This is a genomic window from Thalassobaculum fulvum, assembly GCF_014652915.1.
Classification (GTDB): domain Bacteria; phylum Pseudomonadota; class Alphaproteobacteria; order Thalassobaculales; family Thalassobaculaceae; genus Thalassobaculum_A; species Thalassobaculum_A fulvum.
This window is the reverse complement of the sequence record NZ_BMZS01000014.1, coordinates 103,212-129,702: the sequence shown is the minus strand read 5'-3', so window position 1 is coordinate 129,702 and position 26,491 is coordinate 103,212. Positions and strand designations below refer to the sequence as shown.

22 protein-coding genes are annotated in these 26,491 nt (G+C 70.5%); 6 read left to right on the top strand and 16 right to left on the bottom strand.

The genetic code is table 11. The annotated features are described in order from the left end of the window. Positions 1 to 32: 32 nt before the first annotated feature. The 6 genes from IE246_RS25555 to IE246_RS25530 form a co-directional block, all read right to left on the bottom strand. Complete coding sequence (locus IE246_RS25555; protein ID WP_189995066.1) at positions 33 to 1,538, bottom strand: AMP-binding protein; 1,506 nt, start codon at positions 1,536 to 1,538, stop codon at positions 33 to 35. Between the two features lie 87 nt (positions 1,539 to 1,625). After that, positions 1,626 to 2,798, bottom strand: a complete 1,173-nt coding sequence (locus IE246_RS25550; protein ID WP_189995065.1) for an acyl-CoA dehydrogenase family protein — start codon at positions 2,796 to 2,798, stop codon at positions 1,626 to 1,628. A gap of 23 nt (positions 2,799 to 2,821) precedes the next feature. Next, entirely contained in the window at positions 2,822 to 3,958 is a 1,137-nt protein-coding gene (locus tag IE246_RS25545) for a dihydrolipoamide acetyltransferase family protein (RefSeq protein WP_189995063.1), read from the bottom strand. Positions 3,959 to 3,995: 37 nt separating this feature from the next. Next, positions 3,996 to 4,778, bottom strand: coding sequence for an enoyl-CoA hydratase/isomerase family protein (locus tag IE246_RS25540; RefSeq protein ID WP_189995061.1), 783 nt, complete (start codon positions 4,776 to 4,778; stop codon positions 3,996 to 3,998). A 203-nt stretch (positions 4,779 to 4,981) separates the two neighbouring features. Then, positions 4,982 to 5,956, bottom strand: coding sequence for an alpha-ketoacid dehydrogenase subunit beta (locus IE246_RS25535; RefSeq protein ID WP_189995060.1), 975 nt, complete (start codon positions 5,954 to 5,956; stop codon positions 4,982 to 4,984). 3 nt (positions 5,957 to 5,959) lie between these two features. Further along, complete coding sequence (locus tag IE246_RS25530; protein WP_189995058.1) at positions 5,960 to 6,940, bottom strand: thiamine pyrophosphate-dependent dehydrogenase E1 component subunit alpha; 981 nt, start codon at positions 6,938 to 6,940, stop codon at positions 5,960 to 5,962. Positions 6,941 to 7,053: 113 nt separating this feature from the next. Here IE246_RS25530 and IE246_RS25525 point away from each other — a divergent pair, with 113 nt between their 5' ends. After that, the gene (locus tag IE246_RS25525) at positions 7,054 to 7,845 is read left to right on the top strand and encodes an SDR family NAD(P)-dependent oxidoreductase (RefSeq protein ID WP_189995056.1); all 792 of its coding nucleotides are present in this window, start codon (positions 7,054 to 7,056) and stop codon (positions 7,843 to 7,845) included. Between the two features lie 18 nt (positions 7,846 to 7,863). Here IE246_RS25525 and IE246_RS25520 read toward each other — a convergent pair whose 3' ends face one another. Beyond that, positions 7,864 to 8,223 carry a cupin domain-containing protein gene (locus IE246_RS25520; RefSeq protein WP_189995054.1) on the bottom strand — a complete coding sequence of 120 codons (360 nt, stop codon included), beginning with the start codon at positions 8,221 to 8,223 and terminating at the stop codon, positions 7,864 to 7,866. A 115-nt stretch (positions 8,224 to 8,338) separates the two neighbouring features. Between IE246_RS25520 and IE246_RS25515 the strand changes: the two genes are divergently transcribed. Next, positions 8,339 to 10,042 carry an FAD-dependent oxidoreductase gene (locus tag IE246_RS25515; RefSeq protein WP_229837502.1) on the top strand — a complete coding sequence of 568 codons (1,704 nt, stop codon included), beginning with the start codon at positions 8,339 to 8,341 and terminating at the stop codon, positions 10,040 to 10,042. Between the two features lie 58 nt (positions 10,043 to 10,100). On the opposite strand, the gene IE246_RS25510 is transcribed toward IE246_RS25515, so the two are convergent. Continuing rightward, on the bottom strand, positions 10,101 to 10,835 hold the full coding sequence (locus IE246_RS25510) for a PIG-L deacetylase family protein (protein ID WP_189995052.1): 735 nt from the start codon (positions 10,833 to 10,835) through the stop codon (positions 10,101 to 10,103). 73 nt (positions 10,836 to 10,908) lie between these two features. Next, positions 10,909 to 12,528, bottom strand: coding sequence for a GMC family oxidoreductase (locus IE246_RS25505; RefSeq protein WP_189995050.1), 1,620 nt, complete (start codon positions 12,526 to 12,528; stop codon positions 10,909 to 10,911). 411 nt (positions 12,529 to 12,939) lie between these two features. Between IE246_RS25505 and IE246_RS25500 the strand changes: the two genes are divergently transcribed. From IE246_RS25500 to IE246_RS25490, 3 genes are read left to right on the top strand one after another with little or no spacing between them, the layout of a single operon-like run. Then, complete coding sequence (locus IE246_RS25500) at positions 12,940 to 13,809, top strand: FAD binding domain-containing protein (RefSeq protein ID WP_229837501.1); 870 nt, start codon at positions 12,940 to 12,942, stop codon at positions 13,807 to 13,809. Between the two features lie 4 nt (positions 13,810 to 13,813). Next, positions 13,814 to 14,296, top strand: a complete 483-nt coding sequence (locus tag IE246_RS25495; protein WP_189995048.1) for a (2Fe-2S)-binding protein — start codon at positions 13,814 to 13,816, stop codon at positions 14,294 to 14,296. After that, positions 14,293 to 16,551, top strand: coding sequence for a xanthine dehydrogenase family protein molybdopterin-binding subunit (locus tag IE246_RS25490; RefSeq protein ID WP_189995046.1), 2,259 nt, complete (start codon positions 14,293 to 14,295; stop codon positions 16,549 to 16,551). The genes IE246_RS25495 and IE246_RS25490 overlap by 4 nt, the downstream gene beginning before the upstream one ends. Before the next feature lie 39 nt (positions 16,552 to 16,590). Here the strand turns inward: IE246_RS25490 and IE246_RS25485 are convergent, their stop codons facing one another. Further along, on the bottom strand, positions 16,591 to 16,908 hold the full coding sequence (locus IE246_RS25485) for a helix-turn-helix domain-containing protein (RefSeq protein ID WP_189995044.1): 318 nt from the start codon (positions 16,906 to 16,908) through the stop codon (positions 16,591 to 16,593). 134 nt (positions 16,909 to 17,042) lie between these two features. Continuing rightward, complete coding sequence (locus IE246_RS25480; protein WP_189995042.1) at positions 17,043 to 18,047, bottom strand: NAD(P)H-dependent flavin oxidoreductase; 1,005 nt, start codon at positions 18,045 to 18,047, stop codon at positions 17,043 to 17,045. A 122-nt stretch (positions 18,048 to 18,169) separates the two neighbouring features. Here IE246_RS25480 and IE246_RS25475 point away from each other — a divergent pair, with 122 nt between their 5' ends. Further along, complete coding sequence (locus tag IE246_RS25475) at positions 18,170 to 18,943, top strand: alpha/beta fold hydrolase (protein WP_189995040.1); 774 nt, start codon at positions 18,170 to 18,172, stop codon at positions 18,941 to 18,943. Positions 18,944 to 18,969: 26 nt separating this feature from the next. Here the strand turns inward: IE246_RS25475 and IE246_RS25470 are convergent, their stop codons facing one another. Genes IE246_RS25470 through IE246_RS25450 form a run of 5 tightly spaced genes read right to left on the bottom strand, consistent with a single transcriptional unit; the run spans position 18,970 to position 26,490 of the window. After that, complete coding sequence (locus IE246_RS25470; RefSeq protein ID WP_189995038.1) at positions 18,970 to 19,770, bottom strand: peptidylprolyl isomerase; 801 nt, start codon at positions 19,768 to 19,770, stop codon at positions 18,970 to 18,972. Between the two features lie 7 nt (positions 19,771 to 19,777). Beyond that, the gene (gene narI, locus IE246_RS25465) at positions 19,778 to 20,485 is read right to left on the bottom strand and encodes a respiratory nitrate reductase subunit gamma (RefSeq protein ID WP_189995035.1); all 708 of its coding nucleotides are present in this window, start codon (positions 20,483 to 20,485) and stop codon (positions 19,778 to 19,780) included. A 13-nt stretch (positions 20,486 to 20,498) separates the two neighbouring features. Continuing rightward, on the bottom strand, positions 20,499 to 21,224 hold the full coding sequence (gene narJ / locus IE246_RS25460) for a nitrate reductase molybdenum cofactor assembly chaperone (protein ID WP_189995033.1): 726 nt from the start codon (positions 21,222 to 21,224) through the stop codon (positions 20,499 to 20,501). Then, positions 21,224 to 22,750 (bottom strand): nitrate reductase subunit beta, encoded by a 1,527-nt coding sequence (gene narH / locus IE246_RS25455; protein ID WP_189995032.1) that lies wholly within the window; start codon positions 22,748 to 22,750, stop codon positions 21,224 to 21,226. The genes narJ and narH overlap by 1 nt, the downstream gene beginning before the upstream one ends. Next, positions 22,747 to 26,490, bottom strand: coding sequence for a nitrate reductase subunit alpha (locus IE246_RS25450; protein ID WP_189995031.1), 3,744 nt, complete (start codon positions 26,488 to 26,490; stop codon positions 22,747 to 22,749). The genes narH and IE246_RS25450 overlap by 4 nt, the downstream gene beginning before the upstream one ends. Between the last annotated feature and the right edge of the window lies 1 nt (position 26,491).

Genomic DNA, 26,491 nt, shown 5'->3' with positions numbered 1-26,491 from the left:
ACGCTTCCTCCTCTATGGCTGCCTGCGTCCGGTCACGCGTCGTCGCGGAACCGGTCGCGCAGCACGCGCTTGAGCACCTTGCCGGACGGGTTGCGCGGCAGGGCGTCGACGATATGCAGTTCCTTCGGGACCTTGAAGCCGGCCAGGTGCTTGCGGCAATGGGCCTCCAGGGCGGGATAGTCCAGTTCGCCGCCGGCCTTCAGCACGACCACCGCGACCGGGCGCTCGCCCCATTTCGGGTCGGGCCGGCCGACCACCGCGGTCTCGCTGACCTGCGGCAGCTGATAGACCACGCGCTCGACCTCCGACGAGGCGATGTTCTCGCCGCCGGAGATGATCATGTCCTTCTTGCGGTCGGTCAGGTACAGGAAGCCCTCGGCATCCAGGTAGCCGACGTCGCCGGTGCGGAACCACCCCTGCGGCCAGAACGCGGCCGCGGTGCGGTCCGGGTCCTTCCAGTAGCCCTTGGTGACCTTGGCGCCGCGCAGGCAGATCTCGCCCTCGCTGCCGGCCGGCAGGGCGGTGCCCTCGTCGTCGCGGATCTCGATCTCGACATGGGCGGTGGCGCGGCCGACCGAGCCGATCTTCTCGATTTCGCGGCCGGCCTCCATCAGGGTGTCGCCCGAGCAACTCTCGGTCAGGCCGTAGGCGTCGACGTAGCGGGCGTTGGCGAACACGTCGGTGAACTCGCGGATCCGCGATTCCGGGGTGCGGTCGCCGCCGGCCACGCACCAGCGCAGCGAGGAGACGTCCCAGCGGCCGCGGTCCGGCGCGTTCAGGATGCCGTTGGTCATGATCGGCGGCATCCAGATGCCGGTGGCCCGGTGCTTCTCGATGGTCGCCAGCACCGCCTCGGGCGTGTAGTCGCGCAGCAGGGTCAGGCTGCCGCCGACCCACAGCACGGCGATCCCCGGCAGGTCGAAGGCTCCGACATGGTACATCGGCCCGACCACGCACAGCCGGTCGTCGCGGGTGAGCTGCAGGTCGACCACGTGGTCCATGCACTTCCAGTACAGGTTCCCGTAGTCGTGGGTGACGCCCTTCGGCCGGTCGGTGGTGCCGGAGGTGTACATCAGCCGGAACAGGTCACCGGGGCCGCGCACCGCCATCGCCGCCGGCGGCGTGTCGTAGCCGGCCAGCACCCGGCTGTCGGACTGCATCGCGGCGTTCAGCTCGACCACCGGGCAGGAGACCTCGCGGGCCAGGGCCGCGAGCTCGTCGTCGGCCAGAACCAGGCCGGCGCCGGCATGACCGGTGATGTAGGCGATCTCCTCGGCGGCTAGCCGGTAGTTGACCGGCAGCAGAACCGCGCCGAGGTGACTGGCGGCGAACGCGATCTCCAGGAACGCCGGGCTGTTCTTCATCACCAGCGCGACGATCGAGCCCTCGCCGATGCCGCGGCCGGCCAGCCAGCCCGACAGCCGCAGCGCCCGGTCCAGCAGGTCGGCGTAGCCGATGGTGGCGTCGCCCCACAGCATGGCCGGCGCCTCCGGCCGGCGGGCGGCGTGGTACTGAAGGAACGCGGTCAGGTTCTGCATCGGGCGATTCCTCGGTGGGCGATTCCCCGGTGGGCGATTCCCCGGTGGGCGATTCCTCGGCGGCCGGTCTCTGCCGGCTCGGGCGGGTCAGTAGGATTTCGGCAGGCCCAGGTTGGCGGTGGCGATGTAGTTCAGGATCATCTCTTCCGAGATCGGCGCAAAGCGGAACAGCCGGGCGTCGCGCCACAGCCGCTCGACGTGCATCTCCTTCGAGAAGCCCATGCCGCCCATGGTCTGCATCGCCTGCTCGGCGGCGCCGGAGGCGGCCTGCGAGGCGATCAGCTTGGCGGCGTTGCTCTCGCTGCCGAACGGCTGGTCGCTGTCGAACAGCCAGGCGGCCTTGAAGTTCATCATCCGGGCGCATTCCAGCTCGGCCCAGTACTGCGCCAGCGGGAACTGCAGGCCCTGGTAGGAGCCGATCGACCGGTCGCCGAACACCTTGCGGTCGAGGGCGTACTCGACCGCGAGCTTGATCGCCAGCCGTCCGGTGCCGAGCAGGCCGGCGGTGGTCACGATCCGCTCGGTGTTCAGCACGTCGAGCAGCTGCTTCCAGCCCTCGTGCTCGGTGCCGATCAGCTCCTCCGGCTCGACCCGGAGGTCGTCGAAGAACACCGAGGAGGAGGGCAGGGTGTTGGTGCCGACCTTGTCGATCGCCGTGTGGGTCAGACCCTCGCGGTTCACGTCGACCATGAACAGCGAGATGCCGTGGGTGCGCTTCGGCGCCTCGGCGACCGGCACGGTGCGGGCGACGATCAGCATCTTGTCGGCCTGCGGCACGCCGGTGATCCAGATCTTGCGGCCGTTCACCCGCCAGCCGTTGCCGTCGCGCCGGGCGAAGGTCCGAACCTCCAGCGCGTTCGAGCCGGCATCGGGCTCGGTCAGCCCCATGCTGAAGGTCATCTCGCCGCTGCACAGCTTCGGCAGCCACTCGCGCTTCATCTCGTCGCTGCCGTATTTCGAGATCGCCACGCCGCCGAAGATCGGGTTCAGCATGAAGATCTGCGCCAGGGTCGATCCGGCCCCGGCGGCGCACAGCTCCTCGATGATCAGCGCGGTGTCGACCATGCCGAGGCCGCTGCCGCCGTACTCCTCCGGCAGGCTGGCACCGGCCAGCCCGGCCTCGCAGATCGCGTCCCAGCATTCCTTGGGGTAGGCCTTGTCGCGGTCCTTCTGGCGCCAGTAGTCCGGGCCGAACCGTTCGCCGACCCGCCGGGCGGTCTCGATCAGGAGGCGCTGCTCCTCGGAAAGCGCGAAGTCCATGGGGCTTGTCGTCCTCTTCTGGTTCAGGGAGCCGGGCGCAGCAGGCCTAGCGGCGATCGGATGGCCTCCGCGACCGAGGCCAGGAACCGGGCGGCGAGCGCGCCGTCGATCACCCGGTGGTCGCAGGCCAGCGACAGCGCGATCTCGCGCCGCGCCACCGGGTTGCCGCCGGTGTCGGGGCGGAACACGCCGCGCTCGGCGCCGACGCCCAGGATCATCGACTGCGGCGGGCTGATGATCGGCACCAGGGCGGTGACGTCGTGCATGCCGACGTTGGAGATCGAGATCGCCCCGCCGCCGACGTCCTCGGGCACGAGATTCCCGTCGCGGGCGCGCCCGACCTTGTCGCGGGCCTCGGCGGCGACCACGTCGAGCGGCCGGGCGGCGACGTCGCGGATCACCGGGATGCGCAGTCCGTCCGGGGTCTCGGCGACCAGCCCGACATCCACGGTGTCGAGCGCGAACTCCTGCTCGTCCAGCCAGATCCGGTTGATCTCCGGCATCGCCGCCAGGGCGTTGCCGACCGCCTTGATCAGCAGGTGCGAGACGGTGATGCGCGGATAGCGGGCGTCGGCGTTCAACTCGGCCCGCAGCGCGGCCAGCGCCGTCACCTCGGCCTCGGTCTGGACGTAGAAGTGCGGCACGTCGCGCTTCGACGCCGCCACCCGGCGGGCGGTGGCGGCCCGGGCATTGCCGGCGGGCGAGGGCGCTGATCGGCGAGCGGGCGCGGCGGCGCAGCGCTCGACGTCGCAGGCCTTGATGCGGCCGCGCGGACCGGAGCCGTCGACCGCGGCCAGGTCGACGCCGCGCTCGGCCGCGAGCCGGCGGGCCAGCGGCGTGGCGACGATCCGGTCGCCGCCACCGGCCTGCGCGGGGGCTGGCTGTGCCGGAGTGGGGCGCTCGGGAACGGGGGCGGGGGAGACGCTGCCGTCGGCGGTGCGGGCGACCGGGGTGCCGACCGGGACGGTCTCGCCTTCGGCGACCAGGATCGCCTCGATCGCGCCCGGCTCGGTCGCCTCGATCTCGTTGGCGATCTTCTCGGTCTCGACCACGAACAGGATGTCGCCGGCCGCGTAGGCGTCGCCCGGCTTGACCCGCCATTCGGCCAGCAAGCCTTCGGTCATGGTCAGTCCCAGCTTCGGCATCACGAGGTCGGCCATCGTCGGCTCCGTTGGGCGGTCCGGGGGCTCGGGGCGCTCAGGCGCCCTCGAACCGCGCCTTTCGCTTTTCCAGGAACGCCGAGCAGCCCTCGTGGGCGTCGCGGCTGTCCATCACCAGGCTGATGGTCGCCTGCTCGTGGCGCAGGGCGGACGGCAGCGCCATGTCGGCGCCGTCGCCGATGGTCCGCTTCAGCAGCTTCAGGGTCAGCGGCGACTTCTCGGCGATCTTGGCAGCCAGCGCCCGGGTCTCGGCCATCAGCTCGTCGTGCGGCACCACCCGGTTGGCCAAGCCGATCGCAACCGCCTCTGCGGCCGGGATGTGGTCGCCGGTGAACATCAGCTCCTTGGCCCGGCACAGCGGGACCTGGCGGATCATCCGCTGGGTGCCGCCGGCGCCCGGGAAGATGCCGAGGGTGATCTCCGGCAGGCCGAGCCGCGCCTTGTCCGACAGGATCCGGATGTCGAGGCACAGCAGCAGCTCGGTGCCGCCGCCGAGCGCGAAGCCGTTGACCGCCGCGATGGTCGGCTTGTCGCAGGTCTCGAACCGCCGGAACACCCGGTGGATCTCCTCGCCGAACTCGCGGTAGTGGGCCAGACCCAGGCGCGAGTTCAGGTCGCCGATGTCGCCGCCGGCGACGAACGCCCGGCCGGCGCCGGTCACCACGATCACCCGGACCGTGTCGTCGGCCTCCAGCCGGTCCAGCGCCTTCTCCAGCGCCAGGCAGGTCGGCACGTCCAGCGCGTTCAGGGTCTCCGGCCGGTTGATGGTGATCTGCCCGACCGGGCCGTCGACCTCCACCAGCACTGCGTCGTCGGTCATGGTGTCACTCCTTTGGGGCGGGCATGCGCTTGGCGGGTGGATTCCGGATCGCGCCCCGCGCGTCCGGAATGACGAAGAGAAGGGGATGTGTCGCCGATGTTGGCCCGCCCCTTCCTGCCGTCATTCCGGACCGACGCGTCATCGGCGCGGCGGAGCCGGAACCCACGGAGCGACGGGCGTTCTGAGACGTCATCGGCACCCCCTCACTCCAGCGTCCGCCGGACCGCGGCGACCACGTCGGCGGCGGCGGGCAGGTAGGCCTTCTCGAGCGCACCGGCGAACGGCACCGGCATGAACGGCGCGCCGACGCGGACGATCGGCGCGTCCAGCTCGTCGAACCCGACATCGGCCATGCGGGCCGCGATCTCGGCGCCGATCCCGAAGGCCTCGACCGCCTCGTGCAGCACCACCAGGCGGTGGGTACGCGACAGGCTGGCCAGCACCGCGGCCTCGTCCCAGGGCTGCAGTGAGCGCAGGTCGATCACCTCGACGTCCACCCCGTCGCCGGCCAGGGCGTCGGCCGCCTGCAGCGCGGTGTGCAGGGCCGCACCATAGGTCACGACGGTGGCGTCGCGGCCCGGCCGGGCGATCCGTGCTCTGCCGATCGGGACGGCGGCGGGGCTGTCGTCGATCTCGCCCTTGAGGGCGTACAGCGCCTTGTTCTCGACCACCACCACTGGGTCGGGGTCGTCGATCGCGGCGCGCAGCAGGCCGTAGGCGTCGGCCGGGGTGGCCGGGCAGACGACCTTGAGGCCGGGGATGTGGGCCAGCCACGCCTCCAGGCACTGCGAGTGCTGGGGCCCGGCGCTCAGGCCGCCGCCGTGCGGGGTGCGCAGCACCATCGGCACAGAGTTGCGGCCGCCGAACATGAAGCGCGCCTTGGCCGCCTGGTTCACCAGCTGGTCCATCGCCAGGGTGACGAAGTCCATGAACATGATCTCGGCGACCGGCTTCAGCCCGCTGAGCGCCGCGCCAACCGCCATGCCGGCGATCGCAGCCTCGGAGATCGGGGTGTCGCGCACGCGCTCGGCGCCGAACGCCTCCTGCAGGCCGCGGGTCGCCTTGAACGGCCCGCCGGCCTCGCCGACGTCCTCGCCGAACAGGATCACCGACGGGTCGGCCGCCAGGGCGTCGTGCAGGGCCTGGTTGATCGCCTTGCCGTAGCGGGTCTCGACCATCGCTCAACCCTCCGCCGCGGTGTAGACGTCGGCGGCGGCGGCCGCGAACGAGGGTTCCGGCGCACCGCGGGCGTTCGCCACGGCCTGCTCCACGCGGCGGTCGATGGCCTCGGCGATCGCGTCGATCCGGTTGGCGTCGACGCCGAGCTCGGCCAGCCGCGCCCGGCAGCGGGCGATCGGGTCGGTGGCGGCGAGGCCGGCGAGCTCGTCCGGCGAGCGGTAGTCCTGGCGGTCGCCCTCGAAGTGGCCGCGGACCCGGGTGGTCCGGCATTCCAGCACGCGCGGCCCGTCGCCGCGGCGCAGGGCGGCGATGCACTCGGCGGCGGCCGCCTCGACCGCCTCGACGTCGTTGCCGTCGACCTCGACATGCGGGATCGAGAAGGCGGCGGCGAGGTCCTTCAGGCTGGCCTTCATCTGCCGGTCGGTCGGGCTGAACTCCGACCAGCCGTTGTTCTCGCAGGCGAACAGCATCGGCAGCGCCCAGAGTGCGGCGATGTTCAGGCACTCGTGCAGCACGCCCTCGGCCAGCGCGCCATCGCCGAAATAGGCGACCGCGACTGCGTCGGTTCCCCGGGTCTTATGGGCCAGCGCGCTGCCCAGCGTGATCGGCAGGCCGGCCCCGACGATGCCGTTGGCGCCGAGCATGCCGATCGACACGTCGGCGACGTGCATCGAGCCGCCGCGGCCCCGACACAGCCCGCTGTCGCGGCCCATGATCTCGGCGAAGAAACCGTCCAGGTCGATGCCCTTGGCCAGGGCGTGGCCGTGGCCGCGGTGGTTCGAGGCGACCGTGTCGGCCGGGCCGAGCGAGGCGGATATCCCGACCGGCACCGCTTCCTGGCCGATCGACAGGTGGATGAAGCCCGGCACCTCGCCGTCGGCGAACAGCGCCTTGAGCCGCTCCTCGGCCTGGCGGATCGTCAGCATGCCCTCGTAAAGCGAGAGCAGGCGGTCGGTCGGGTCGTTCTTCGGCTCGCGGGCCATGGCGCATCCTCGGGTGACGCGGCGAGTATGGTTGCCGCGGATCGACCCGGTCAACTTTAAATGACTGCTGATTCATAGTTCATTATTATGCGCCAAACGGGAGGAATGGGACGGTGAACCTGGATTTCGGAGATCGCACGGCACTGGTGACCGGCGGGGCCAGCGGAATCGGCCGGGCCTGTGCGGAAGCGCTGGCCGCCGCCGGCGCCCGGGTGGTGGTGGCCGACCGCGATGCCGCCGCCGGCGAGGGCGTCGCCAAGTCGGTCGGCGGGACGTTCCGTCGGATCGACGTCGGCGACGAGCAGGCGGTGGCCGAGGCGGTCGACGCGGTCGAGCGCGAGGTCGGCCCGATCGACGTCCTGGTGACCTGCGCCGGCGTGCTTCAGCGCACCCTGCCGCCGGGCGAGCTGTCGTGGAAGGAGTGGGACCTGGTGCAGCGCATCCATCTGCGCGGCACCTATGCCTGCTGTGCCGAGGTCGGCACCCGGATGGCCGGGCGGGGCAGGGGCGCGATCGTGGTGATCGCGTCGGTCGCCGGCATGCGGTCCGGGCCGCTGCACTCCTACGGGCCGGCCAAGGCCGCCATCATCAACCTGGCGGAATGCCTGGCCGGCGAGTGGGGGCGGCGCGGTGTGCGGGTCAACGCGGTCGCCCCCGGCTTCACCGAGACGCCGGCCCTGGAGCGCGGCTTCGCGACCGGGACGCTGGAGGCCGGCACGCTCGCCGGCAGCAGCGCCCTCGGCCGGCTGGTGCGGGCCGAGGAAATCGCCGGGGCCGTCACCTTCCTGGCGTCCGACCTGGCCTCGGCGATCACCGGCGTGACCCTGCCGGTCGACGCCGGCTACCTGGTGGCGACGCCGTGGTCGGCCTATGGCGGCGTGCGCGGCGAGGGGCCCGGGGATTGAAATCCCCGGACAGGTCGCTCACTCGTCGGTCATCGGCGTGGTGATCACCAGGAACACCAGGTCGACCAGGCCGGTGTTGCTGATCGCGTGCTCGATCCCGGGTGGGATGAAGATCACGTCGTGGCGCCGCACTACGCGCTTCTCGCCGGCGATCTCCATCAGGCCCTCGCCCTCCAGCACGTGGTAGACCTGTTCCTGCACCTTGTGTGCATGGCGCTCCACATAGGCCATCGGCTGGTAGCACGAGATCCGGTGGTCGATCAGGCGGGCATCCGAATTGTCGGCCGCCACCAGCGGCTTGGACAGCGCGCCGCCGTGATGTGCCGGAAACTCCTTCCACTCGACTTCGGCGATGTTCCGGATGAAGGCTTTTCTCATTGTCGGTGCTCTCGGGCTGGGGTGTTGATGCCTGGAACCGGCGGCAGCCTAGACCATGCCGCCGTCGGTCTGCACGATCTGCCCGTCGATCCAGGAATAGGTCGCGAGGTTCTGCGTGGTGTTCGGTGAGGCCGATCTCAGCCGGCCATACGACGTTGTGGTGCTCGGCGCCGGGGCGGGCGGCATGACCGCCGCAGCCGTCGCCGCCCGCGAGGGGCTCGAGGTCCTGCTGCTCGAGAAGACCCCGCTGCTCGGCGGGACCACGGCCATCTCGGGCGGCATGGTGTGGGCGCCCGGCAACGCCTTGGCGGCGGCTGCCGGGAACACGGACTCGGTGGCGCAGGCACGGACCTATCTCGACGCCGTGGTCGGCGACCGGGTCGGGGCGGAGCTGCGCGAGGCGTTCCTGGAACGGGCCGGCGAAGCGGTCGACTATCTCACCCGCAACACCGCGGTGCAACTGGCGCCGGTGCCGTTCTACCCGGACTACTACCCGGACCTGCCGGGGGCGGTGCTGGCCGGGCGGGTGCTGGAACCGGTGGCGTTCGACGCCCGCGAGCTGGGCGCGGCGTTCGCCCTGCTGCGGCCGCCGCTGCCGGAGTTCACGCTGTTCGACGGCATGATGGTCGCCCGGCCCGACATCGTGCACTTCCGGCGGGTGTTCAAGTCGCTGCGGTCGGCGCTGCGGGTGCTCCGCCTGGTGTCGAGTTACGCGGTGCAGCGCCTGCGTTTGCACCGGGGCGCGAACCTGGTCCTCGGCAACGCGCTGGCGGCCCGGCTGGCGAGGTCGCTGATCGACCAGCGTGTCGCGGTCCGGCTGGGCGCCGACGTCCGTCGCCTGACGGTCGAGGGCGGGCGGGTCGCCGGGGTCGAGGTCGCGACGCCGTCCGGCCCGGTCGCCGTCGAGGCGCGTCGCGGCGTGGTGTTGGCGACCGGCGGGTTCTCCCGGAACCAGGCGATGCGCGCGCAGCTGCTGCCGGCGCTGGCCGGGCCGCTGTCGGCGGTGCCGGCCGGCAACACCGGAGACGGCATCGGTCTCGGGCTCGCCGCCGGCGGGCGGATCCCGGACGGCAATTCGAGCGGCGCGTTCTGGGTCCCGGTGTCGCGGTTCACCCGGGACGGCGGCGAGGCGGCGGTCTACCCGCACACCGTGACCGACCGCGGCAAGCCCGGCATGCTGGCCGTCGGCCGGGACGGGCGGCGCTTCACCAATGAGTCGGACTCCTATCACGAGTTCGTTCAGGCGGTGATGCGGGCCGATGCCGAGCACGGGACGGTGCCGTGCTTCCTGGTCTGCGACGCGACCTCGCTGTGGCGCTACGGGCTGGGGGCGGTGAAGCCGATGACCCTGCGGCTCTCGTGCCATCTGAAGAGCGGCTACCTGGTCTCGGCGCCGACCTTGCGCGGGCTGGCGGAGCAACTCGGCGTCGACCCGGGAGGCCTCGAGGAGACCGTTCGGCAGTACAACGTGGATGCCGAGGAGGGCATCGACCGCCAGTTCGGCCGCGGCGGCAACGCCTATCACCGCTATGTCGGCGACGCCGGCAACCGGCCGAACCCGGCGATGCGGCCGCTGGTCAGGCCGCCGTTCTATGCGGTGGCGCTGTACCCGGGCGACCTCGGGACCGCGTCCGGCCTGGCGACCGGGCCGGACGGGCGGGTCCTGGATGCGGCCGGCAACCCGGTCCCCGGCCTGTACGCCTGCGGCAACGACATGAACTCGGTGATGGCCGGCTGCTATCCGGGCCCCGGGATCACGCTCGGCCCGGCCCTGGTGTTCGGCTATCTCGCGGCCATGAGCCTGGCCGGCCGGAACTGAGGGGCCGGTTCCTCCGGAATCTGCTGCCCTGCGCCTCGGGCACCATGGCGGCGCCCAATCACAGCTCGTCCACGCAGACCGGGTAGACCGCCTGGAAGCCCTCGGCGTACTTGGCGTCGCGCCCGCCGGCCTGGCCGCCGGAGTTGCGACGGAAGTGGTTGGCCCGGTTCTGGGCGACGTTGGTGTAGTAGTCCCAGAGGTGGTGCTGGCCCTCCATGCACTCGATGGCGGCGCGCTTCTTGTCCCAGACCTCGGTGATGTCCAGGAACACGTTGGGAACCCAGCCCATCTGCTCGGTCTGGTGCGGCTCGAACAGGTAGAGCTGCGGCGCGCCGAGCACCTTCTGGCCGGGGTTGTGACCCCAGGCCTGGGCGATCATCCGGACCTCCATGGCGATCTCGGTCGCGTACATGTGGTCGGTGTTGTACGGGTCGTACTTGGAGTGGGACATCATGAAGCGCGGCTGCACCGCGCGGACGATGTCGACCAGCTTGAACTTGGCGTCCTGGTCGACGACCAGCGGATAGTCGCCCAGGTCCATGAACTGGATGTCGTGCACGTCGAGCGCCTTCGCCGCGTTCTCGGCTTCATTGCGGCGCGCGGCCTTCACGGCATCCAGCGTCACGCCGGGCTGCTTCCACAGCTTGGCGCTCTCGCCCCGCTCGCCGTACGACAGGCAGACGACGGTCACCTCGTAGCCGAGCTTCTGGTGCAGCGCGATGGCGCCGCCACAGCGCCAGACGAAATCGGCTGCGTGGGCGCTGATCACCAGCGCCGTCTTCCTGTCAGCCATCACCGGTCCTCTCTTGTCGGAGCCATGCTCCAGATCATGCGGAGGGTCCGGCAACACCGCTGCGGTTGCAAACTCAATCACGTCTCGACCGTGCTGCCGCGTCCTGCAGGATCATGTCGGCGGCCTTCTCGCCGATCATGATGACCGGGGCGTTGGTGTTGCCGGACGTCAGGGTCGGCATGATCGAGGCGTCGGCGACCCGCAGCCCGGCGATGCCGCGGACCCGCAGCCGGGCGTCGACGACCGCTTGGCCGTCCTGGCCCATCCGGCAGGTGCCGACCGGGTGGTAGGTGGTCTCGGCCGCCTGCCGGACCCAGTCGAGGATCTCGTCGTCGCTCTCGGCGGCCGCCCCGGGGGCCAGCTCGGTGACCCGCAGCGGAGTCATCGCCGGCGCCGTCATGATCGAGCGGGCGACCCGGACGGCGCACGCGGTCAAGGCCGCGTCGACCGGCGCCGACAGGAAGTTGAACGTGATCGCCGGCGCCCGGCGCGGGTCGGCCGAGGTGGCGTGGACGCTGCCCTTGCTCTCCGGCCGCATCGGGTGGGCGTAGCAGGTCATGCCGGAGCGCCGCGACAGCACCGGGCCGTTCGGTCCCGGCTCGGTCAGCATCGGCACCCAGCCGAGCAGCAGGTCGGGCGCCTCCAGGCCCTCGCGCGAGCGCACGAAGGCCCGGATCGGCGCCGCCACCATGCCGATCATGCCGCCGCCGTTCACGGCATAGCGGACCGCCTGCCGGACCAGCCCGAGGCCGCGGCCGAGATCGTTGAAGGAATAGCCGCGCGCGCCGATCGCCCAGCGGGTGCGCGGCGCGTAGTGGTCGCGCAGGTTCTCGCCGACCCCCGGCAGGGCGCAGCGGACCTCGATGCCAAGGTCGCGCAGCCGGTCCGGCTGGCCGATGCCCGACAGTTCCAGCAGCTGCGGCGAATTGATCGACCCGCCGCTCACCACCACCTCGTGGCCGGCACGGGCCTCGCGGGTCTGCCCGCCGACCGCGTAGCGGACGCCGACGCAGCGTGTGCCGTCGAGCATCAGCCGCTCGGCGAGGGCGCCGGTCTCGACCCGCAGGTTCGGGCGCCGGCGCACCGGGTCCAGGTAGGCGCGCGCCGTGCTCATGCGCCGGCGCGACGCGATGGTCGCCTGGCTCATGGCGATGCCGTCCTGGCGGGCGCCGTTGTAGTCCGGGTTGTGAGGGATGCCGACCTCGCCGGCAGCCGCGATCAGGGCCCGGTACAACGGGTCGCGCGGCTGCGGGTCGGTCACCCGCAGCGGCCCGTCGCGGCCGCGCAACGCGTCGTCGCCGCCGCCCTCGTAGCGCTCCATGCGCTTGAAGTACGGCAGCACGTCGGCATGGCTCCAGCCGGCATTGCCCATCTGCGCCCAGCCGTCGAAATCCTGGGCCTGGCCGCGCACGAAGGCGAGGCCGTTGATGGCGCTGGAGCCGCCGAGCATGCGGCCGCGCGGCACCGGGATCCGTCGGCCGGCGGTGTTGGCGTCGGGCTCCGAGCTGTACAGCCAGTTGACCGCCGGGTTGCAGACCAGCTTGGCGTAGCCGACCGGGACATGGGTCCAGGGATGGCCGGCCGGGCCGGCTTCCAGGAGCAGCACCCGGTTGCGCGGGTCCGCCGACAGCCGGTTGGCCACGACCGCCCCGGCCGACCCGGCGCCGACCACGACGTAGTCGTACTCCTCCATGACCCACGCTCCCGCGTCCGGTTTCTGCTTCCGGGCCGCCCGTCGGGTGGACGCAGACGCGGGTGACCGGGCGAAATCAAGTCACGGCGAACGGTCCCGGTGCAAGCACGGGGCGGTGGCCGGAGCCCGGGTCCGGGCCCTTCCGACGCCGGCCGGTCTCGCGGAGTTGCCGGTGGAGATGGGCCGGCCGCGCTACCCTCAGCATGAGACCAATTCCATTCCTGCACTTCAGGCGGCGGTTCCCGACCGCCGTCGAACGATTCTGCAATTTTCGAACCCGCTATGCCGGCTTTGGGGGCTGTTCCTATCGTTTCTGCCGTCGTAGCCTTGCCCCACGCCGCGGACCTGGAACAGGTCAGGCTCCCGATCCAAGGGGGGAAGCGGGCAGCGGAAACGAACACGGGAACAACGATGACGGATATGCGATATCTGGCACCGCAGACGCTCGACGAAGCGGTCGGTGCCTACGCCGCGGCGGCGGGCGCTGCCCGTATTCTCGCCGGCGGCACCGACCTTCTGGTGCAGATGCGCTCCGGCATGGTGAAGCCGGGCCTGATCGTCGACATCAAGAAGATCGCGGAGATGACCGCGGTCGAGCAGACCGCCGACGGCGGCTTCAGGGTCGGGGCCGCGGTCTCCGGTGCTGCGCTCGCCGAGCATCCGACGTTCGGTCAGGTCTGGCCGGGCGTGCTGGAAGGCTTCAACCTGATCGGCTCGACCCAGGTGCAGGGCCGTGCCTCGATGGGCGGCAATCTATGCAACGGCTCGCCGGCCGCCGACAGCGTGCCGGCCCTGGTCGCCGCCGGCGCGGTCGTCACCGTGCAGGGGCCGGACGGCCGCCGCGAGCTGAAGGTCGAGGACGTGCCTGCGGGACCGGGCAAGACCAACCTGAAGCCGGGCGAGATCCTGGTCAGCTTCACCCTGCCGCCGCGCCCGAAGGGGTCGGGCGACGCCTACCTGCGGATGATCCCGCGCACCGAGATGGACATCGCGGTGGTCGGCGTCGGCGTCAGCCTGACGCTGGAGAACGGCGTGTGCACGGCGGCCCGGGTCGGCCTGGGGGCGGTCGCGCCGACGGTGCTGCTGGTCGAGGACGCCGCCAAGGCGCTGATCGGCAGCAAGCTGGACGACGCGGCGCTGGACGCCGCCGCTGCCGCCTGCAGCGCCGCCTGCCGCCCGATCGACGACAAGCGCGGCACCATCGCCTATCGAACCAAGGTCGCCGGCGTGCTGCTCAAGCGCACCGCCGCGATCGCCGCCGAACGCGCCAAGGGGAATTGAGGTCATGGCGAAGATTCACGTCACCACCACCATCAACGGGGACCCGACCGAGTTCCTGTGCGATCCGGCGGACAGCATGCTGGACGCGCTGCGCGGGCCGCTCGGCCTGACCGGTGCCAAGGAGGGCTGCGGCACCGGCGACTGCGGCGCCTGCAGCATCACCGTCGACGGCCGGCTGGTGTGCTCCTGCCTGATGCTGGCGGCTGAGGCCGAGGGCCACGAGATCGCGACCATCGAGGGCATGGCCGAGGGCGAGAAGCTGCATCCGCTGCAGCAGAAGTTCCTGGAGCTGGCCGCCCTGCAGTGCGGGATCTGCACGCCCGGCGTGCTGGTCGCCGCCAAGTCGCTGCTGGAGCGCAACCCCGATCCGTCCGAGACCGAGGTGCGCTACTGGCTCGCCGGCAACCTGTGCCGGTGCACCGGTTACGACAAGATCGTCCGCGCGGTCATGGAGACCGCCGCCGAGATGCGGGAGGCTGCCCGATGAACGACCAGACCAACAAGTGGATCGGCAAGCGCACCATCCGTCCGGACGGTGTCGACAAGGTCACTGGCCGTGCCTGCTACGCGGCCGACAACAGCATGCCCGGGATGATCTGGGCGAAGGTGCTGCGCAGCCCGCATCCGCACGCCAAGATCCGCGGCATCGATACCTCGAAGGCCGAGGCGCTGCCGGGTGTGAAGGCGGTGGCGACGGCGAAGGACTTCGTCGAGTTCCCGATCGACACCGCGGTGCCGCTCGGCATCCAGGACATGCGCTGGATGGCCCGCAACATGCTGGCCCACGAGCGGGCGCTGTTCCACGGCCACCCGGTCGCGGCGGTCGCCGCCACCACGGCGGAGATCGCGGCCGAGGCGTGCAAGCTGATCGAGGTCGACTACGAGGTCCTGCCGTGGGCGGTCGAGATCGACGACGCGATCGCGCCGGACGCGACGCCGCTGTTCGACCACATCCAGTTCGAGGGCAAGCCGTCGAACATCGCCGGCAAGCTGGAGCACAAGAAGGGTGACATCGAGGCCGGCTTCGCCGAGGCCGACGTCATCATCGAGCGCAGCTTCACGACCCGGCCGGTGCACCAGGGCTACATCGAGCCGCATGCCTGCACCGTCAGCGTCGCGGCCGACGGCAAGACCACGGTCTGGAGCTCGAGCCAGGGCCAGTTCATGGTCCGGGCGATGACCGCCTACCTGACCGGCATCCCGCAGAGCGACATCCGCGCGATCCCGGCCGAGATCGGCGGCGGCTTCGGCGGCAAGACCATCGTCTACCTGGAGCCGGTGGCGGCGATCCTGTCGCGCAAGTCCGGCCGGCCGGTGAAGATGGTGATGACCCGCGAGGAAGTGATGCGGGCCACCGGGCCGACCTCCGGCGCGAAGATGACCGTGAAGATCGGCGCCAAGAAGGACGGCACCATCGTCGCCGGGCAGGGCACCTTCTACCTGCAGGCGGGCGCCTTCCCGGGCTCGCCGATCCGCGGGGCGGCCGGGTGCTCGTTCACGCCGTACGCCATCCCGAACGTGCTCTCGACCGGCTACGACGTGGTGTGCAACCGCTCGAAGGTCGCGGCCTACCGGGCGCCGGGCGCGCCGATCGGCGCCTACGGCGTCGAGTGCGTGCTCGACGAGGTCGCCCAGGCGATCGGCATGGACCCGCTCGAGATGCGGCTCAAGAACATCGCCCATGACGGCACCAAGGCGGTGCACGGCCCGGTGTTCCAGAGCATCGGCTTCGCCCAGACCATCGAGGCGGCGCTGAAGTCCGATCACTACAAGACCAAGCTGACCGGCAAGTTCCAGGGCCGCGGCGTCGCCAACGGCTGGTGGTTCAACGCCGGCGGCGAGTCGAGCGCCCAGGTGAACATCACCGAGGACGGCAACGTCGTGGTGACCACCGGCCACCCGGATATCGGCGGCTCGCGCGCGTCGATCGCCAACATCACGGCCGAGCTGCTGGGCATCGACTACGACCGGGTCTCGGTGCTGATCGGCGATACCGCCACCATCGGCTTCAGCAACCTGACCGGCGGCAGCCGCGTGCTGTTCGCCTCGGCCATGGTGGTCACCGAGTCGACCGAGAAGGTGATCGAGCAGCTCAAGCAGCGGGCCGCCAAGATCTGGGGCATCGACGCCTCGGCGGTGGTCTGGGAGAACGGCGAGGCCCGCCCGAGCGGCGAGCACACCGGCAACTTCCCGACCATGACCCTGGCCGAGCTCGGCGCCAAGGCGAACGAGACCGGCGGGCCGATCGGGGCCGGCAGCCAGCAGAACACCACGGGTGCCGAGGGCGGCTTCGCCACCCACATCTGCGACGTCGAGGTCGACGTGGATCTCGGGACCGTCACGATCCTGCGCTACACCTGCGTGCAGGACGTCGGCAAGGCGATCCACCCGGCCTATGTCGAGGGCCAGATGCAGGGCGGCGTCGCCCAGGGCATCGGGTGGGCGCTCAACGAGGAGTACATCTACGACAAGCAGGGCCGGGTGGATAACCCGAGCTTCCTGGATTACCGCATGCCGGTGTGCTCCGACCTGCCGATGCTCGACACCATCATGGTCGAGGTCCCGAACCCGAAGCATCCGCAGGGCGTGCGCGGTGTCGGCGAGGCGCCGCTGGTCCCCGGGCCGGCGGCCGTCTGCAACGCCGTCAGCAACGCGCTCGGCATCCGCTTCCACGACCTGCCGCTGTCGCCCCCGCGCATCGTGGCGGCGATCGACGCCAACATGAAGCAGGCGGCGGAGTAACGCCCTAGACGGCGTACGGAGCGAACGGGGCTGCAGGCGTCAAGCGACTGCCTGCAGCCCCTTTTTTGCGACCAGCGTCAGCAGCTTCAGGGACGCCCCGCGCGGGCGCTTCTCGCCGCGCTCCCACTGGCTGACGAGGCCGGTCGTCACATTGAGGTAGCGCGCGAACACCGCTTGGCTCGCACCCTCGCGCAATCGGATGGCGCGGATGTCGTTGGCCGACAGGTCCTGGACCGGCGTCAGGCACAGGGCGTCGAATTCCCTCATGGTCCGCTTGTCGACGACGCCGGCATCGGCGAGCCCGAGGGCGGTCTCGTGCACGGCGGCGAGGGTGGCGCTGCGGTAGCGCTCAGGCATCGCAATTCACTCCGAGATCGCGCGGTTCACGGATGGGCTCGGGCGCGCATCCGGGCTCGACTATCACACTTAGTGTTATAGCGAGACGCTGTCCCGCTGTCGAACCCGCTATGGGAGGGGCAGGCCCGGTTCCGCTATTCCGCCGCCACCGCCGGCCGCGCGCGGGCCAGGGTGTCGGCGAGGCGCTTCTGGGCGGCCCGGTACTCGCGGTCCAGCCGGTCGATCAGGGCGGCCGCCGGCAGCACGTCCTTGATCGCGCCGATGCCCTGGCCGGAGCCCCAGATCTCCTTCCAACTCTTCGGCTTCGACGAGCCGCTGGCGAAGCTCATGGCCGAGGCGTCGCTGGTCGGCAGGTTGTCCGGGTCCATGCCCTGGGCGGCGACCGACGGCTTCAGGTAGTTGCCGAGCACGCCGGTGAACAGGTTAGTGTAGACGATGTCGTCGGCCCCGCACTCGACGATCATCCGCTTGTAGCCCTCGACGGCGTTGGCCTCCTCGGTGGCGATGAAGGCCGAGCCGATATAGGCGAGGTCGGCGCCGGCGGCCTGGGCGGCCAGGATCGAGTCGCCGCAGGCGATCGCGCCGGACAGCGCCAGCGGGCCGTCGAACCAGCTGCGGATCTCCTGGATCAGCGCGAACGGCGACAGCGCGCCGGCATGGCCGCCGGCCCCGGCCGCCACCGCGATCAGCCCGTCGGCGCCCTTCTCGATGGCCTTGTGGGCGAACCGGTTGTTGATGACGTCGTGCAGCACGACACCGCCGCACGAGTGCGCGGCCTCGTTGACCTCGACCCGGGCGCCGAGCGAGGTGATCCACACCGGCACCTTCCAGCGCGCGCAGATCTCGATGTCGCGCTCCAGCCGGACGTTGGTGCGGTGGACGATCTGGTTGACCGCGAACGGCGCCGCCGGCCGGTCCGGGTTGGCCTGGTTGTGGCGGTCGAGCGCCTCGGTGATGCGCTGCAGCCAGCGCTCAAGCTCGATCGGCTCGCCGTCCTTCTCGCGGGCGTTCAGGGCCGGGAACGAGCCGACGATGCCGGCCTTGCACTGCGCGATCACCAGGTCGGGGTTCGAGACGATGAACAGCGGCGACCCGATCACCGGGAGGCGCAGGTTCTGGAGCAGGGGCGGCAGGCTCATGCGAAGTTTCCTCGGCCTTGGTTCGTCGCGGCGGCGGATCGTACCATCCGCGACGGGCCAGCGAACCAGATTTTGAAACGCCGCTTCGCGAATGGGCGGCCCGGCGTCGGAAGGGCAGGGCAATGGACGAGCCGAGATCGGTGCGCAACGGGGACGCTACCATCGTGTACCGCGCCGAGGGCGAGGGGCCGTTGGTCATTGTGATCGCCTCGACCGGCCGCGGCACCGAGGAGTTCGGGCCGCTCGCCGTCGGTCTCGCCGGGCGGGGATTCCGCGTGCTCAGGCCGGAGCCGCGCGGGATCGGCGGCAGCACCGGGCCGATGGACGGGGTGTCGTTCCACGACTTCGCCGGCGACTTCGCGGCGGTGATCCGGGCCGAGGGCGGCGGCCCGGCGATCGTCGCCGGTCACGCCTACGGCAACTGGATCGCCCGCACCGTCGCGTCCGACCATCCGGACCTGGTGCGCGGCGTGGTGCTGGTGGCGGCCGGTGCCCGCAGCATGCCGAAGGAGCTGAGCGCCACCATCGACATGATCGCCGATCCGGAAGCGCCCGAGGAGCGGCGGCTGGCCGGGCTGCGGCTGGCGTTCTTCGCCGAGGGCAGCGACCCGCGGCCGTGGCTCGAGGGCTGGCACGCCGAGGTCACGGCCAGCCAGCGGGCGGCCCGGGGACGGAGCGGCGGGAGCTGGCGTACCGCCGGCTCCGTCCCCGTCCTCGACCTGCAGGCCGACGCCGATCCGTTCCGGCCGCCGGAATCGCGCGACGAACTGCGGGCCGAGTTCGGCGATCGCCTGACGGTGCAGGTGATCGCGGGAGCCAGCCATGCGCTGCCGGCCGAGAAGCCGGAGGCGGTGGCCGATGCGATTGCCGGCTGGGCGGCCTGCCTGCCGGCGTAGGGGGCGCCTGCCGGCGTAGCCGGCCTCTACTGCGTCCGCAGCGGGCCGTCCGGGCCGACCAGGTCGATGCCCTCGACCGTGGTCTCGCCGGCCAGGATGGTCAGGTACTGCGAGACCGCGCGCTGCCAGCAGGCGGTCCGCAGGTAGTCGGCGACCCGGTCGCGCACCGCCTCGAACGGCAGCTGCCGGCCGTCGATCCGTCGGTCCAGCCGTAGCACGTGCACGCCGTACCGGGTCTTGACCGGCACCGGGCAGAGCTGGCCCGGCTCCAGGGCGAACAGGAAGGTCTCGAACTCCGGGACCGTCTGGCCGCGGCCGATCTGGCCGAGGCTGCCGCCGACCGCGGCGGACGGGCAGGCCGAGCGGGCCTTCGCCAGGTCGGCGAACGCCTCCGGGCGCTGCTGCAGCATGGCGATCAGCACCTCGGCGTCGCGGACCGCGTCCTCGTAGGCGAAGCGCTGCTCGGGCGCGGCCGACAGCAGGATGTGCGACGCCTCGAACAGGTCGGGCGAGCGGAACCGGCGAAGGTTGTTCTCATAGTATCGCCGGCAGCTCTCCTCGTCGGCCTCGGGGATGTCGATCGCCGTCTCCAGCAGCCGGTCGATCAGCGCATCCTCGGCGGTCAGGCGCCGGTCGTCGTCGTCGGCCGGCTCCGCGGTCTCCAGGCCCTGGCGCCGGGCCTCCTGCAGCAGCATCTCGCGGACCGCCAGGGCCCGTGCCGCCTCCGCCCAGGCCGCGTCCGGGGACGCGGCCGGGTGGTTCTGCATCTCGGCGGCGATCGCCGCTTCGGGGATTGCGACGCCGTTCACGCTCGGTTGCGGGTTCATGGCTGCCTCACTTGGCCTGGGCGAACGGCGCGCGCTTGCTGCGCACCACCTGGTAGCCGGGCCGCCACAGATAGCGGACCGGGGCGCTCAGCATGTGCACCAGCCGGGTGAACGGGAACACCAGGAAGATGGTCAGGCCGAGGAACAGGTGGGCCTTGAACACCGGGCTGACGTCGCGCACGTAGCCGGCCGCCGAGAGGTCGAGGGTGAAGATGCCCTGGGCCCAGGACATGAACTTCACCATCTCCTCGCCGTCCATGTGGCCGAGCGAGACCGGGATGGTCGCCAGGCCGAGCACCAGCTGGGCGTACAGCAGCATCAGGATGGCGGTGTCGCCGAACGTCGACGTCGCCCGGATCCGCGGGTCGGCCAGCCGCCGGTGCAGCAGCATGGTGGCGCCGATCAGGCAAATGATCCCGGCGACGCCGCCGACCACGATCGCCATGCCCTGCTTGAAGCCGTGGCCGATGCCGAACGCGTCGAACACCTGGATCGGCGTCAGCAGGCCCACCAGGTGGCCGAAGAACACGATCAGGATGCCGACGTGGAACAGCACCGAGCCGACCACCAGCTGGCGCCGGCGCAGCAGCTGGCTGGAGCCGGAGCGCCAGGTGTAGGGCTCGCGGTCGTACCGGATGATGCTGCCGACGGCCAGCACGACCAGGGCGATGTAGGGATAGATGCCGAACACGGCGGTGTTGAGATAGTCGGCCATGCCTCGGTCCTCCTCACTGCGCGCCCGGCCGGGCCGGCGAGCCGGCGCCGGTCGACGCGTCGTTCATGCGTTGCAGCATCCACTCGGCCTTCGGGCAGCCGCCCTGCGTGTCCGGCGCCGTGTCCGGGCCGAAGGTGACGGCGGTTTCCTCCCAGGCCCGGTCGAGCGCCGCCAGGTCGGTCGGGTCGTCGTCGGGCACGGCGCGCGCCTCGGCCAGCAGCTCCGGCTCGGCCTTGCCGTCGGCCAGGGCCTCCAGCGCCGCGAACACCGGGGCATAGTCGCTGCCGCGCTTGACCAGCCGCTCGCGCAGCGCGGTCAGCACGTGCAGCGGCTGGCCCAGCAGCTCCCGGGCGTCGGCCAGCGGCCGGGTGCCCAGGAACTCCAGGAACAGCGGCAGGTAGTCCGGCAGTTCCCGGGCCGACACGAACATTCCGTGCTCGGCGTACATGGTCTGCAGGTCGACCATCGCCTGGCCGCGATCCCGGCTCTCGCCGTGCACGTGCTCGAACAGGTGCAGCGACAGCGACCGGGTGCGGTCGAACAGAAGCACGTAGCGTTCCTGCAGGTCGTACAGGTCGCGCTCGCCGAGCTGGTCGACCAGGGCGTACAGGCCGGGGTACCGGGCCTCGGTCAGCAGGTCGTCGCCGGCGAGCGCCTCGCGCAGCGCGGGGGCGGCCTCCTGCAGCTCCTGCGTCGGGTACGACAGCAGCAGCGACAGCACCTTGAAGGTCCGGGTCATCAGAACACCTCCGTCGGCGTGGTGACGGTCTTGCGCTTGGATCCGGCGAACAGGTTGCCGGCCGAGGAGCCGCCCGAGCAGCCGTTGCCGAAGCTGAAGCCGCAGGAGCCGCGGACGTCGTAGGCGTCCTCGCTGACCTCGCGATGCGAGGTCGGGATGACGAACCGGTCCTCGTAGTTGGCGATCGCCATCACGTGGTACATCGCCTCGATCTGCGCCGGCTCGAGCCCGACCTGGGCCGCCACCTTGGCGTCGATCACGCCGTCGATGGTCTTGGCCCGCATGTAGGCCCGCATCGCCAGCATCCGCTCGAGGGCGAGCGCCACCGGCTCCTCCTTGCCCGCGGTCAGCAGGTTGGCGAGGTAGCGCAGCGGGATCCGCAGGCTGCGGACGTCGGGCATGGCGCCGTCGACGCCGATCTTGCCGGCTTCGGCGGCCGACTGGATCGGCGAGAGCGGCGGCACGTACCAGACCATCGGCAGGGTGCGGTATTCCGGGTGCAGCGGGAACGCCACCTTCCAGTCCATTGCCATCCGGTAGACCGGCGAGTTCCTGGCGGCCTCCAGCCACGCCTCGGGCACCCCGTCCTTGCGGGCCTGCTCGATCACCGCCGGGTCGTCCGGATCCAGGAAGATCGAGAGCTGGGCCTCGTACAGGTCCTGCTCGTCGGTGGCCGACGCCGCCTCCGAGATCCGGTCGGCGTCGTACAGCAGCACGCCGAGATAGCGGATGCGGCCGACGCAGGTCTCCGAGCACACCGTCGGCTGGCCCGCCTCGATGCGCGGGTAGCAGAAGATGCACTTCTCGGACTTACCGCTGGACCAGTTGTAGTAGATCTTCTTGTACGGGCAGCCCGACACGCACATCCGCCAGCCGCGGCATTTCTCCTGGTCGATCAGCACGATGCCGTCGTCCTCGCGCTTGTAGATCGCGCCGGACGGGCAGGCGGCCACGCAGGTCGGGTTGAGGCAGTGCTCGCACAGCCTCGGCAGGTACATCATGAAGGTGTTCTCGAACTGGCCGTAGATCTCCTTCTCGACGCCCTCGAAGTTGACGTCCTTGGACCGCTTCGAGAACTCGCCGCCGAGGATCTCCTCCCAGTTCGGGCCCCACTCGATCTTCTCCATGCGCTCGCCGGTGATCAGCGACCGCGGCCGCGCGGTCGGCGAGGCCTTGGCGTCCGGGGCCGATTGCAGGTGTTCGTAGTCGAAGGTGAACGGCTCGTAGTAGTCGTCGATCTCCGGCAGGTCGGGATTGGCGAAGATCTTCGCCAGCACCCGCCACTTCGAGCCCATCTTCGGCTGAAGCTTGCCGTTCTTGTTGCGGACCCAGCCGCCGTTCCACTTCTTCTGGTTCTCCCACTCCTTGGGATAGCCGATACCGGGCTTGGTCTCGACGTTGTTGAACCACGCGTATTCCATGCCCTCGCGGTTGGTCCACACGTTCTTGCAGGTGACGGAGCAGGTGTGACACCCGATGCACTTGTCGAGGTTCAGCACCATGCCGATTTGCGCGCGGATTTTCATTCTGCAGCCTCCATGGCCGGGTCGGCCGGCCCGTCGAGCCAGTCGACCTTTTCCATCTTGCGGACGATCACGAACTCGTCGCGGTTGGCACCGACCGTGCCGTAGTAGTTGAAGCCGTAGGATTGCTGGGCGTAGCCGCCGATCATGTGCGTCGGCTTCAGCACCGCCCGGGTCACCGAGTTGTGGATGCCGCCGCGCTGGCCGGTCATCTCCGAGCCCGGCACGTTCACGATCTTCTCCTGGGCGTGGTACATGAAGAGGGTGCCCTCCTTCATGCGCTGGGAGACGACCGCCCGGGCCACGAGCGCGCCGTTGGCGTTGTAGGCCTCGACCCAGTCGTTGTCCTGGATCCCGGCCTTGGCGGCGTCGGTCTCGCTCAGCCACACCACCGGCCCGCCGCGGTTCAGCGTGAGCATCAGCAGGTTGTCGGTGTAGGTCGAGTGGATGCCCCACTTCTGATGCGGGGTGATGAAGTTCAGCACCACCTGTGGCCGGTCCGACCGGCCCTTCAGCATCGGGGCGACGGTCTTGGTGTCGATCGGCGGCCGGTAGACGCAGAAGCCCTCGCCGAACGCCCGCATCCACAGGTGGTCCTGGTAGAGCTGCTGGCGTCCGGTCAGGGTGCGCCACGGGATCAGCTCGTGGACGTTGGTGTAGCCGGCGTTGTAGCAGACCTTCTCCGACTCCAGGCCCGACCAGGTCGGCGACGAGATGATCTTGCGGGGCTGCGCGACCACGTCGCGGAACCGGATCTTCTCGTCCTCCTTCGGCACCGCCAGGTGGGTGTGCTCGCGGCCGGTGACCTTGCCGAGCGCCGCCCAGGCCTTGACCGCGACCTCGCCGTTGGTCTCCGGCGCCAGACTGAGGATGACCTCGGTGGCGTCGATGTCGGTCTCGATCCGCGGCAGGCCCTTGGTCGGGCCCTCCTCCTGGACCGTGCCGTTGAGCCGGCCGAGCAGCTCGACCTCGTGCTCGGTGTTCCAGGAAATGCCCTTGCCGCCGTTGCCGATCGAGGTCATCAGCGGGCCGAGGGCGGTGAACCGCTTGTACAGGTTCGGATAGTCGCGCTCGACCACGGCGATCTGCGGCATGGTGCGGCCGGGGATCGCCTCGACCTCGGCCTTCTTCCAGTCCTTCACGTCCATCGCCTGGGCGATCTCGCCCGGGGTGTCGTGCAGGATCGGCGTGAGCACCACATCCTTCTCGACCCCCAGCACCTCCGGCGCGATCTCCGAGAACCGCTTGGCGATGCCCTTGTAGATGTGCCAGTCGGTCCGCGACTCCCATACCGGATCCACCGCGGCGCTGAGCGGGTGGATGAACGGGTGCATATCCGAGGTGTTGAGGTCGTTCTTCTCGTACCAGGTCGCGGTCGGCAGCACGATGTCGGAGTAGACGCAGGTGGTCGACATCCGGAAGTCGAGGGTGACCAGCAGATCGAGCTTCCCTTCGGGCGCCTCCTCGTGCCACTCGACCTCCTGGCTGCGCTGCCTGCCTTCTTCTCCCAGGTCCTTGCCGAGCACGCCGTGGCTGGTGCCCAGCAGGTGCTTGAGGAAGTACTCGTGGCCCTTGCCGGACGAGCCGAGCAGGTTGGAGCGCCAGACGAACAGGTTGCGTGGCCAGTTCTTCTCGCCGTCCGGGTCCTCGCAGGACATCCGCAGGCTGCCGTCCTGCAGGCTGTCGACCACGTAGTCCTTGACCTCCTTGCCGGCGGCCTTGGCCGCCGCCGCGATCGTCAGCGGGTTGGTCTCGAGCTGCGGGGCGGAGGGCAGCCAGCCCATCCGCTCGGCCCGGATGTTGTAGTCGATCAGGGTGCCGTCCCACGGCCCCTCGGGCGCCGTCGGCGACAGGATCTCCGACACCTCCAGGGTCTCGTAGCGCCACTGGTCGGTGTGGGCGTAGAAGAACGAGGTCGAGTTCATGTGCCGGGGCGGCCGGTTCCAGTCCAGCGCGAACGCCAGCGGCAGCCAGCCGGTCTGCGGGCGCAGCTTCTCCTGGCCGACATAGTGCGACCAGCCGCCGCCCGACTGCCCGACGCAGCCGCACATGACCAGGAGATTGATGATCCCCCGGTAGTTCATGTCCATGTGGTACCAGTGGTTCAGGCCGGCGCCGAGGATGACCATGGACTTGCCCTTGGTCTTCTCGGCGTTCAGCGCGAACTCGCGGGCGACCGTGACGATCCGCTCGGCCGGCACGCCGGTGATGCGCTCGGCCCAGGCCGGGGTGTACGGCACGTCCTCGTCGAAGCTCTTGGCGACGTTCTCGCCGCCGAGACCGCGGTCGAGGCCGTAGTTGGCGGCGAACAGGTCGAACACCGTCGCCACCAGCGCCTCGCCGTCGGCCAGCTTCACCGCCTTGGCCGGGACCCGTCGCAGCAGGACGGAGTCGTGGTCGGTGGAGGCGAAGTGCTCGTGCTCGCGGTTGCCGAAGTAGGGGAAGGCGACGTCGACGACGTCGTCGTGCTTGTCGTCTTCGACCAGGCTGAGCTCGAGCTCGACGTCACGCCCGCCGGCCTCCTTGGCCTCCAGGTTCCACTTGCCGGGATCGCCCCAGCGGAAGCCGACGGAGCCGTTCGGCACCACCACCTCGCCGCTGGCGCGGTCGACCGCGACGGTCTTCCACTCGGGGTTCTTGTCCTGGCCGAGCCCGCCCTTGAACTCGGACGCCCGGACCAGCCGCTCGGGGACGTAGTGGCCGTCCTTCTTCACCAGGCGCACCAGGTTCGGCATGTCGGTGTAGCGGCGGCAGTAGTCCTCGAAATAGGCGGCCTGCCGGTCCAGGTGGAACTCGCGCAGGATGACGTGGCCCATGGCCATGGCCAGCGCCGCGTCGGTGCCCTGCTTGGGGTTCAGCCACATGTCGGAGAACTTGGCGGCCTCCGAGTAGTCCGGGCTGACCACCACGCTCTTGGCGCCCTTGTAGCGGACCTCGGTGTAGAAGTGGGCGTCCGGGGTCCGGGTCTGCGGGACGTTGGAGCCCCACAGGATCAGGAAGCCGGAATTGTACCAGTCGGCGCTCTCCGGCACGTCGGTCTGCTCGCCCCAGGTCTGCGGGCTGGACGGCGGCAGGTCGCAGTACCAGTCGTAGAACGACATGCACACGCCGCCCAGCAGCGACAGGTAGCGCGAGCCGGCCGCGTAGGAGACCATCGACATCGCCGGGATCGGCGAGAAGCCGATGACCCGGTCCGGGCCCCAGGTCTTCGCCGTGTAGGCGTTGGCGGCGGCGATGATCTCGTTGACCTCGTCCCAGCCGGCCCGCACGAACCCGCCCAGGCCGCGCCTGGCGGTGTAGGACCTGCGCTTGGCCGGGTCCTCGACGATCGACGCCCAGGCCGCGACCGGCGTGCGCAGGACCCGGGCCTCGCGCCACTGCTTGAGCAGGGCGGAGCGGACCAGCGGGTACTTCACCCGGTTGCCGGAGTACATGTACCAGCTGTAGCTGGCACCCCGGGAGCAGCCGCGCGGCTCGTGGTTCGGCAGGTCCGGCCGGGTCCGCGGGTAGTCGGTCTGCTGGGTCTCCCAGGTGACGATCCCGCCCTTGACGTAGATCTTCCAGGAGCACGACCCGGTGCAGTTGGCCCCGTGCGTCGACCGCACGATCTTGTCGTGCTGCCAGCGCTTGCGGTAGCCGTCCTCCCACCGCCGGTCCTCGCCGGTGGTGATCCCGTGGCCGTCCGAGAACGTCTCGCGCGGGGCGGCCGACAGGAAGTTCAGGCGATCGAGAAGATGACTCATC

Excerpts from the sequence above, each read along its gene's own strand:
- IE246_RS25555 (WP_189995066.1), bottom strand. The coding sequence starts at position 1,538 with ATGCAGAACCTGACCGCGTTCCTTCAGTACCACGCCGCCCGCCGGCCG.
- IE246_RS25550 (WP_189995065.1), bottom strand. The coding sequence starts at position 2,798 with ATGGACTTCGCGCTTTCCGAGGAGCAGCGCCTCCTGATCGAGACCGCC.
- IE246_RS25545 (WP_189995063.1), bottom strand. The coding sequence starts at position 3,958 with ATGGCCGACCTCGTGATGCCGAAGCTGGGACTGACCATGACCGAAGGC.
- IE246_RS25540 (WP_189995061.1), bottom strand. The coding sequence starts at position 4,778 with ATGACCGACGACGCAGTGCTGGTGGAGGTCGACGGCCCGGTCGGGCAG.
- IE246_RS25535 (WP_189995060.1), bottom strand. The coding sequence starts at position 5,956 with ATGGTCGAGACCCGCTACGGCAAGGCGATCAACCAGGCCCTGCACGAC.
- IE246_RS25530 (WP_189995058.1), bottom strand. The coding sequence starts at position 6,940 with ATGGCCCGCGAGCCGAAGAACGACCCGACCGACCGCCTGCTCTCGCTT.
- IE246_RS25520 (WP_189995054.1), bottom strand. The coding sequence starts at position 8,223 with ATGAGAAAAGCCTTCATCCGGAACATCGCCGAAGTCGAGTGGAAGGAG.
- IE246_RS25510 (WP_189995052.1), bottom strand. The coding sequence starts at position 10,835 with ATGGCTGACAGGAAGACGGCGCTGGTGATCAGCGCCCACGCAGCCGAT.
- IE246_RS25505 (WP_189995050.1), bottom strand. The coding sequence starts at position 12,528 with ATGGAGGAGTACGACTACGTCGTGGTCGGCGCCGGGTCGGCCGGGGCG.
- IE246_RS25500 (WP_229837501.1), top strand. The coding sequence starts at position 12,940 with ATGACGGATATGCGATATCTGGCACCGCAGACGCTCGACGAAGCGGTC.
- IE246_RS25495 (WP_189995048.1), top strand. The coding sequence starts at position 13,814 with ATGGCGAAGATTCACGTCACCACCACCATCAACGGGGACCCGACCGAG.
- IE246_RS25490 (WP_189995046.1), top strand. The coding sequence starts at position 14,293 with ATGAACGACCAGACCAACAAGTGGATCGGCAAGCGCACCATCCGTCCG.
- IE246_RS25485 (WP_189995044.1), bottom strand. The coding sequence starts at position 16,908 with ATGCCTGAGCGCTACCGCAGCGCCACCCTCGCCGCCGTGCACGAGACC.
- IE246_RS25480 (WP_189995042.1), bottom strand. The coding sequence starts at position 18,047 with ATGAGCCTGCCGCCCCTGCTCCAGAACCTGCGCCTCCCGGTGATCGGG.
- IE246_RS25475 (WP_189995040.1), top strand. The coding sequence starts at position 18,170 with ATGGACGAGCCGAGATCGGTGCGCAACGGGGACGCTACCATCGTGTAC.
- IE246_RS25470 (WP_189995038.1), bottom strand. The coding sequence starts at position 19,770 with ATGAACCCGCAACCGAGCGTGAACGGCGTCGCAATCCCCGAAGCGGCG.
- narI (WP_189995035.1), bottom strand. The coding sequence starts at position 20,485 with ATGGCCGACTATCTCAACACCGCCGTGTTCGGCATCTATCCCTACATC.
- narJ (WP_189995033.1), bottom strand. The coding sequence starts at position 21,224 with ATGACCCGGACCTTCAAGGTGCTGTCGCTGCTGCTGTCGTACCCGACG.
- narH (WP_189995032.1), bottom strand. The coding sequence starts at position 22,750 with ATGAAAATCCGCGCGCAAATCGGCATGGTGCTGAACCTCGACAAGTGC.
- IE246_RS25450 (WP_189995031.1), bottom strand. The coding sequence starts at position 26,490 with ATGAGTCATCTTCTCGATCGCCTGAACTTCCTGTCGGCCGCCCCGCGC.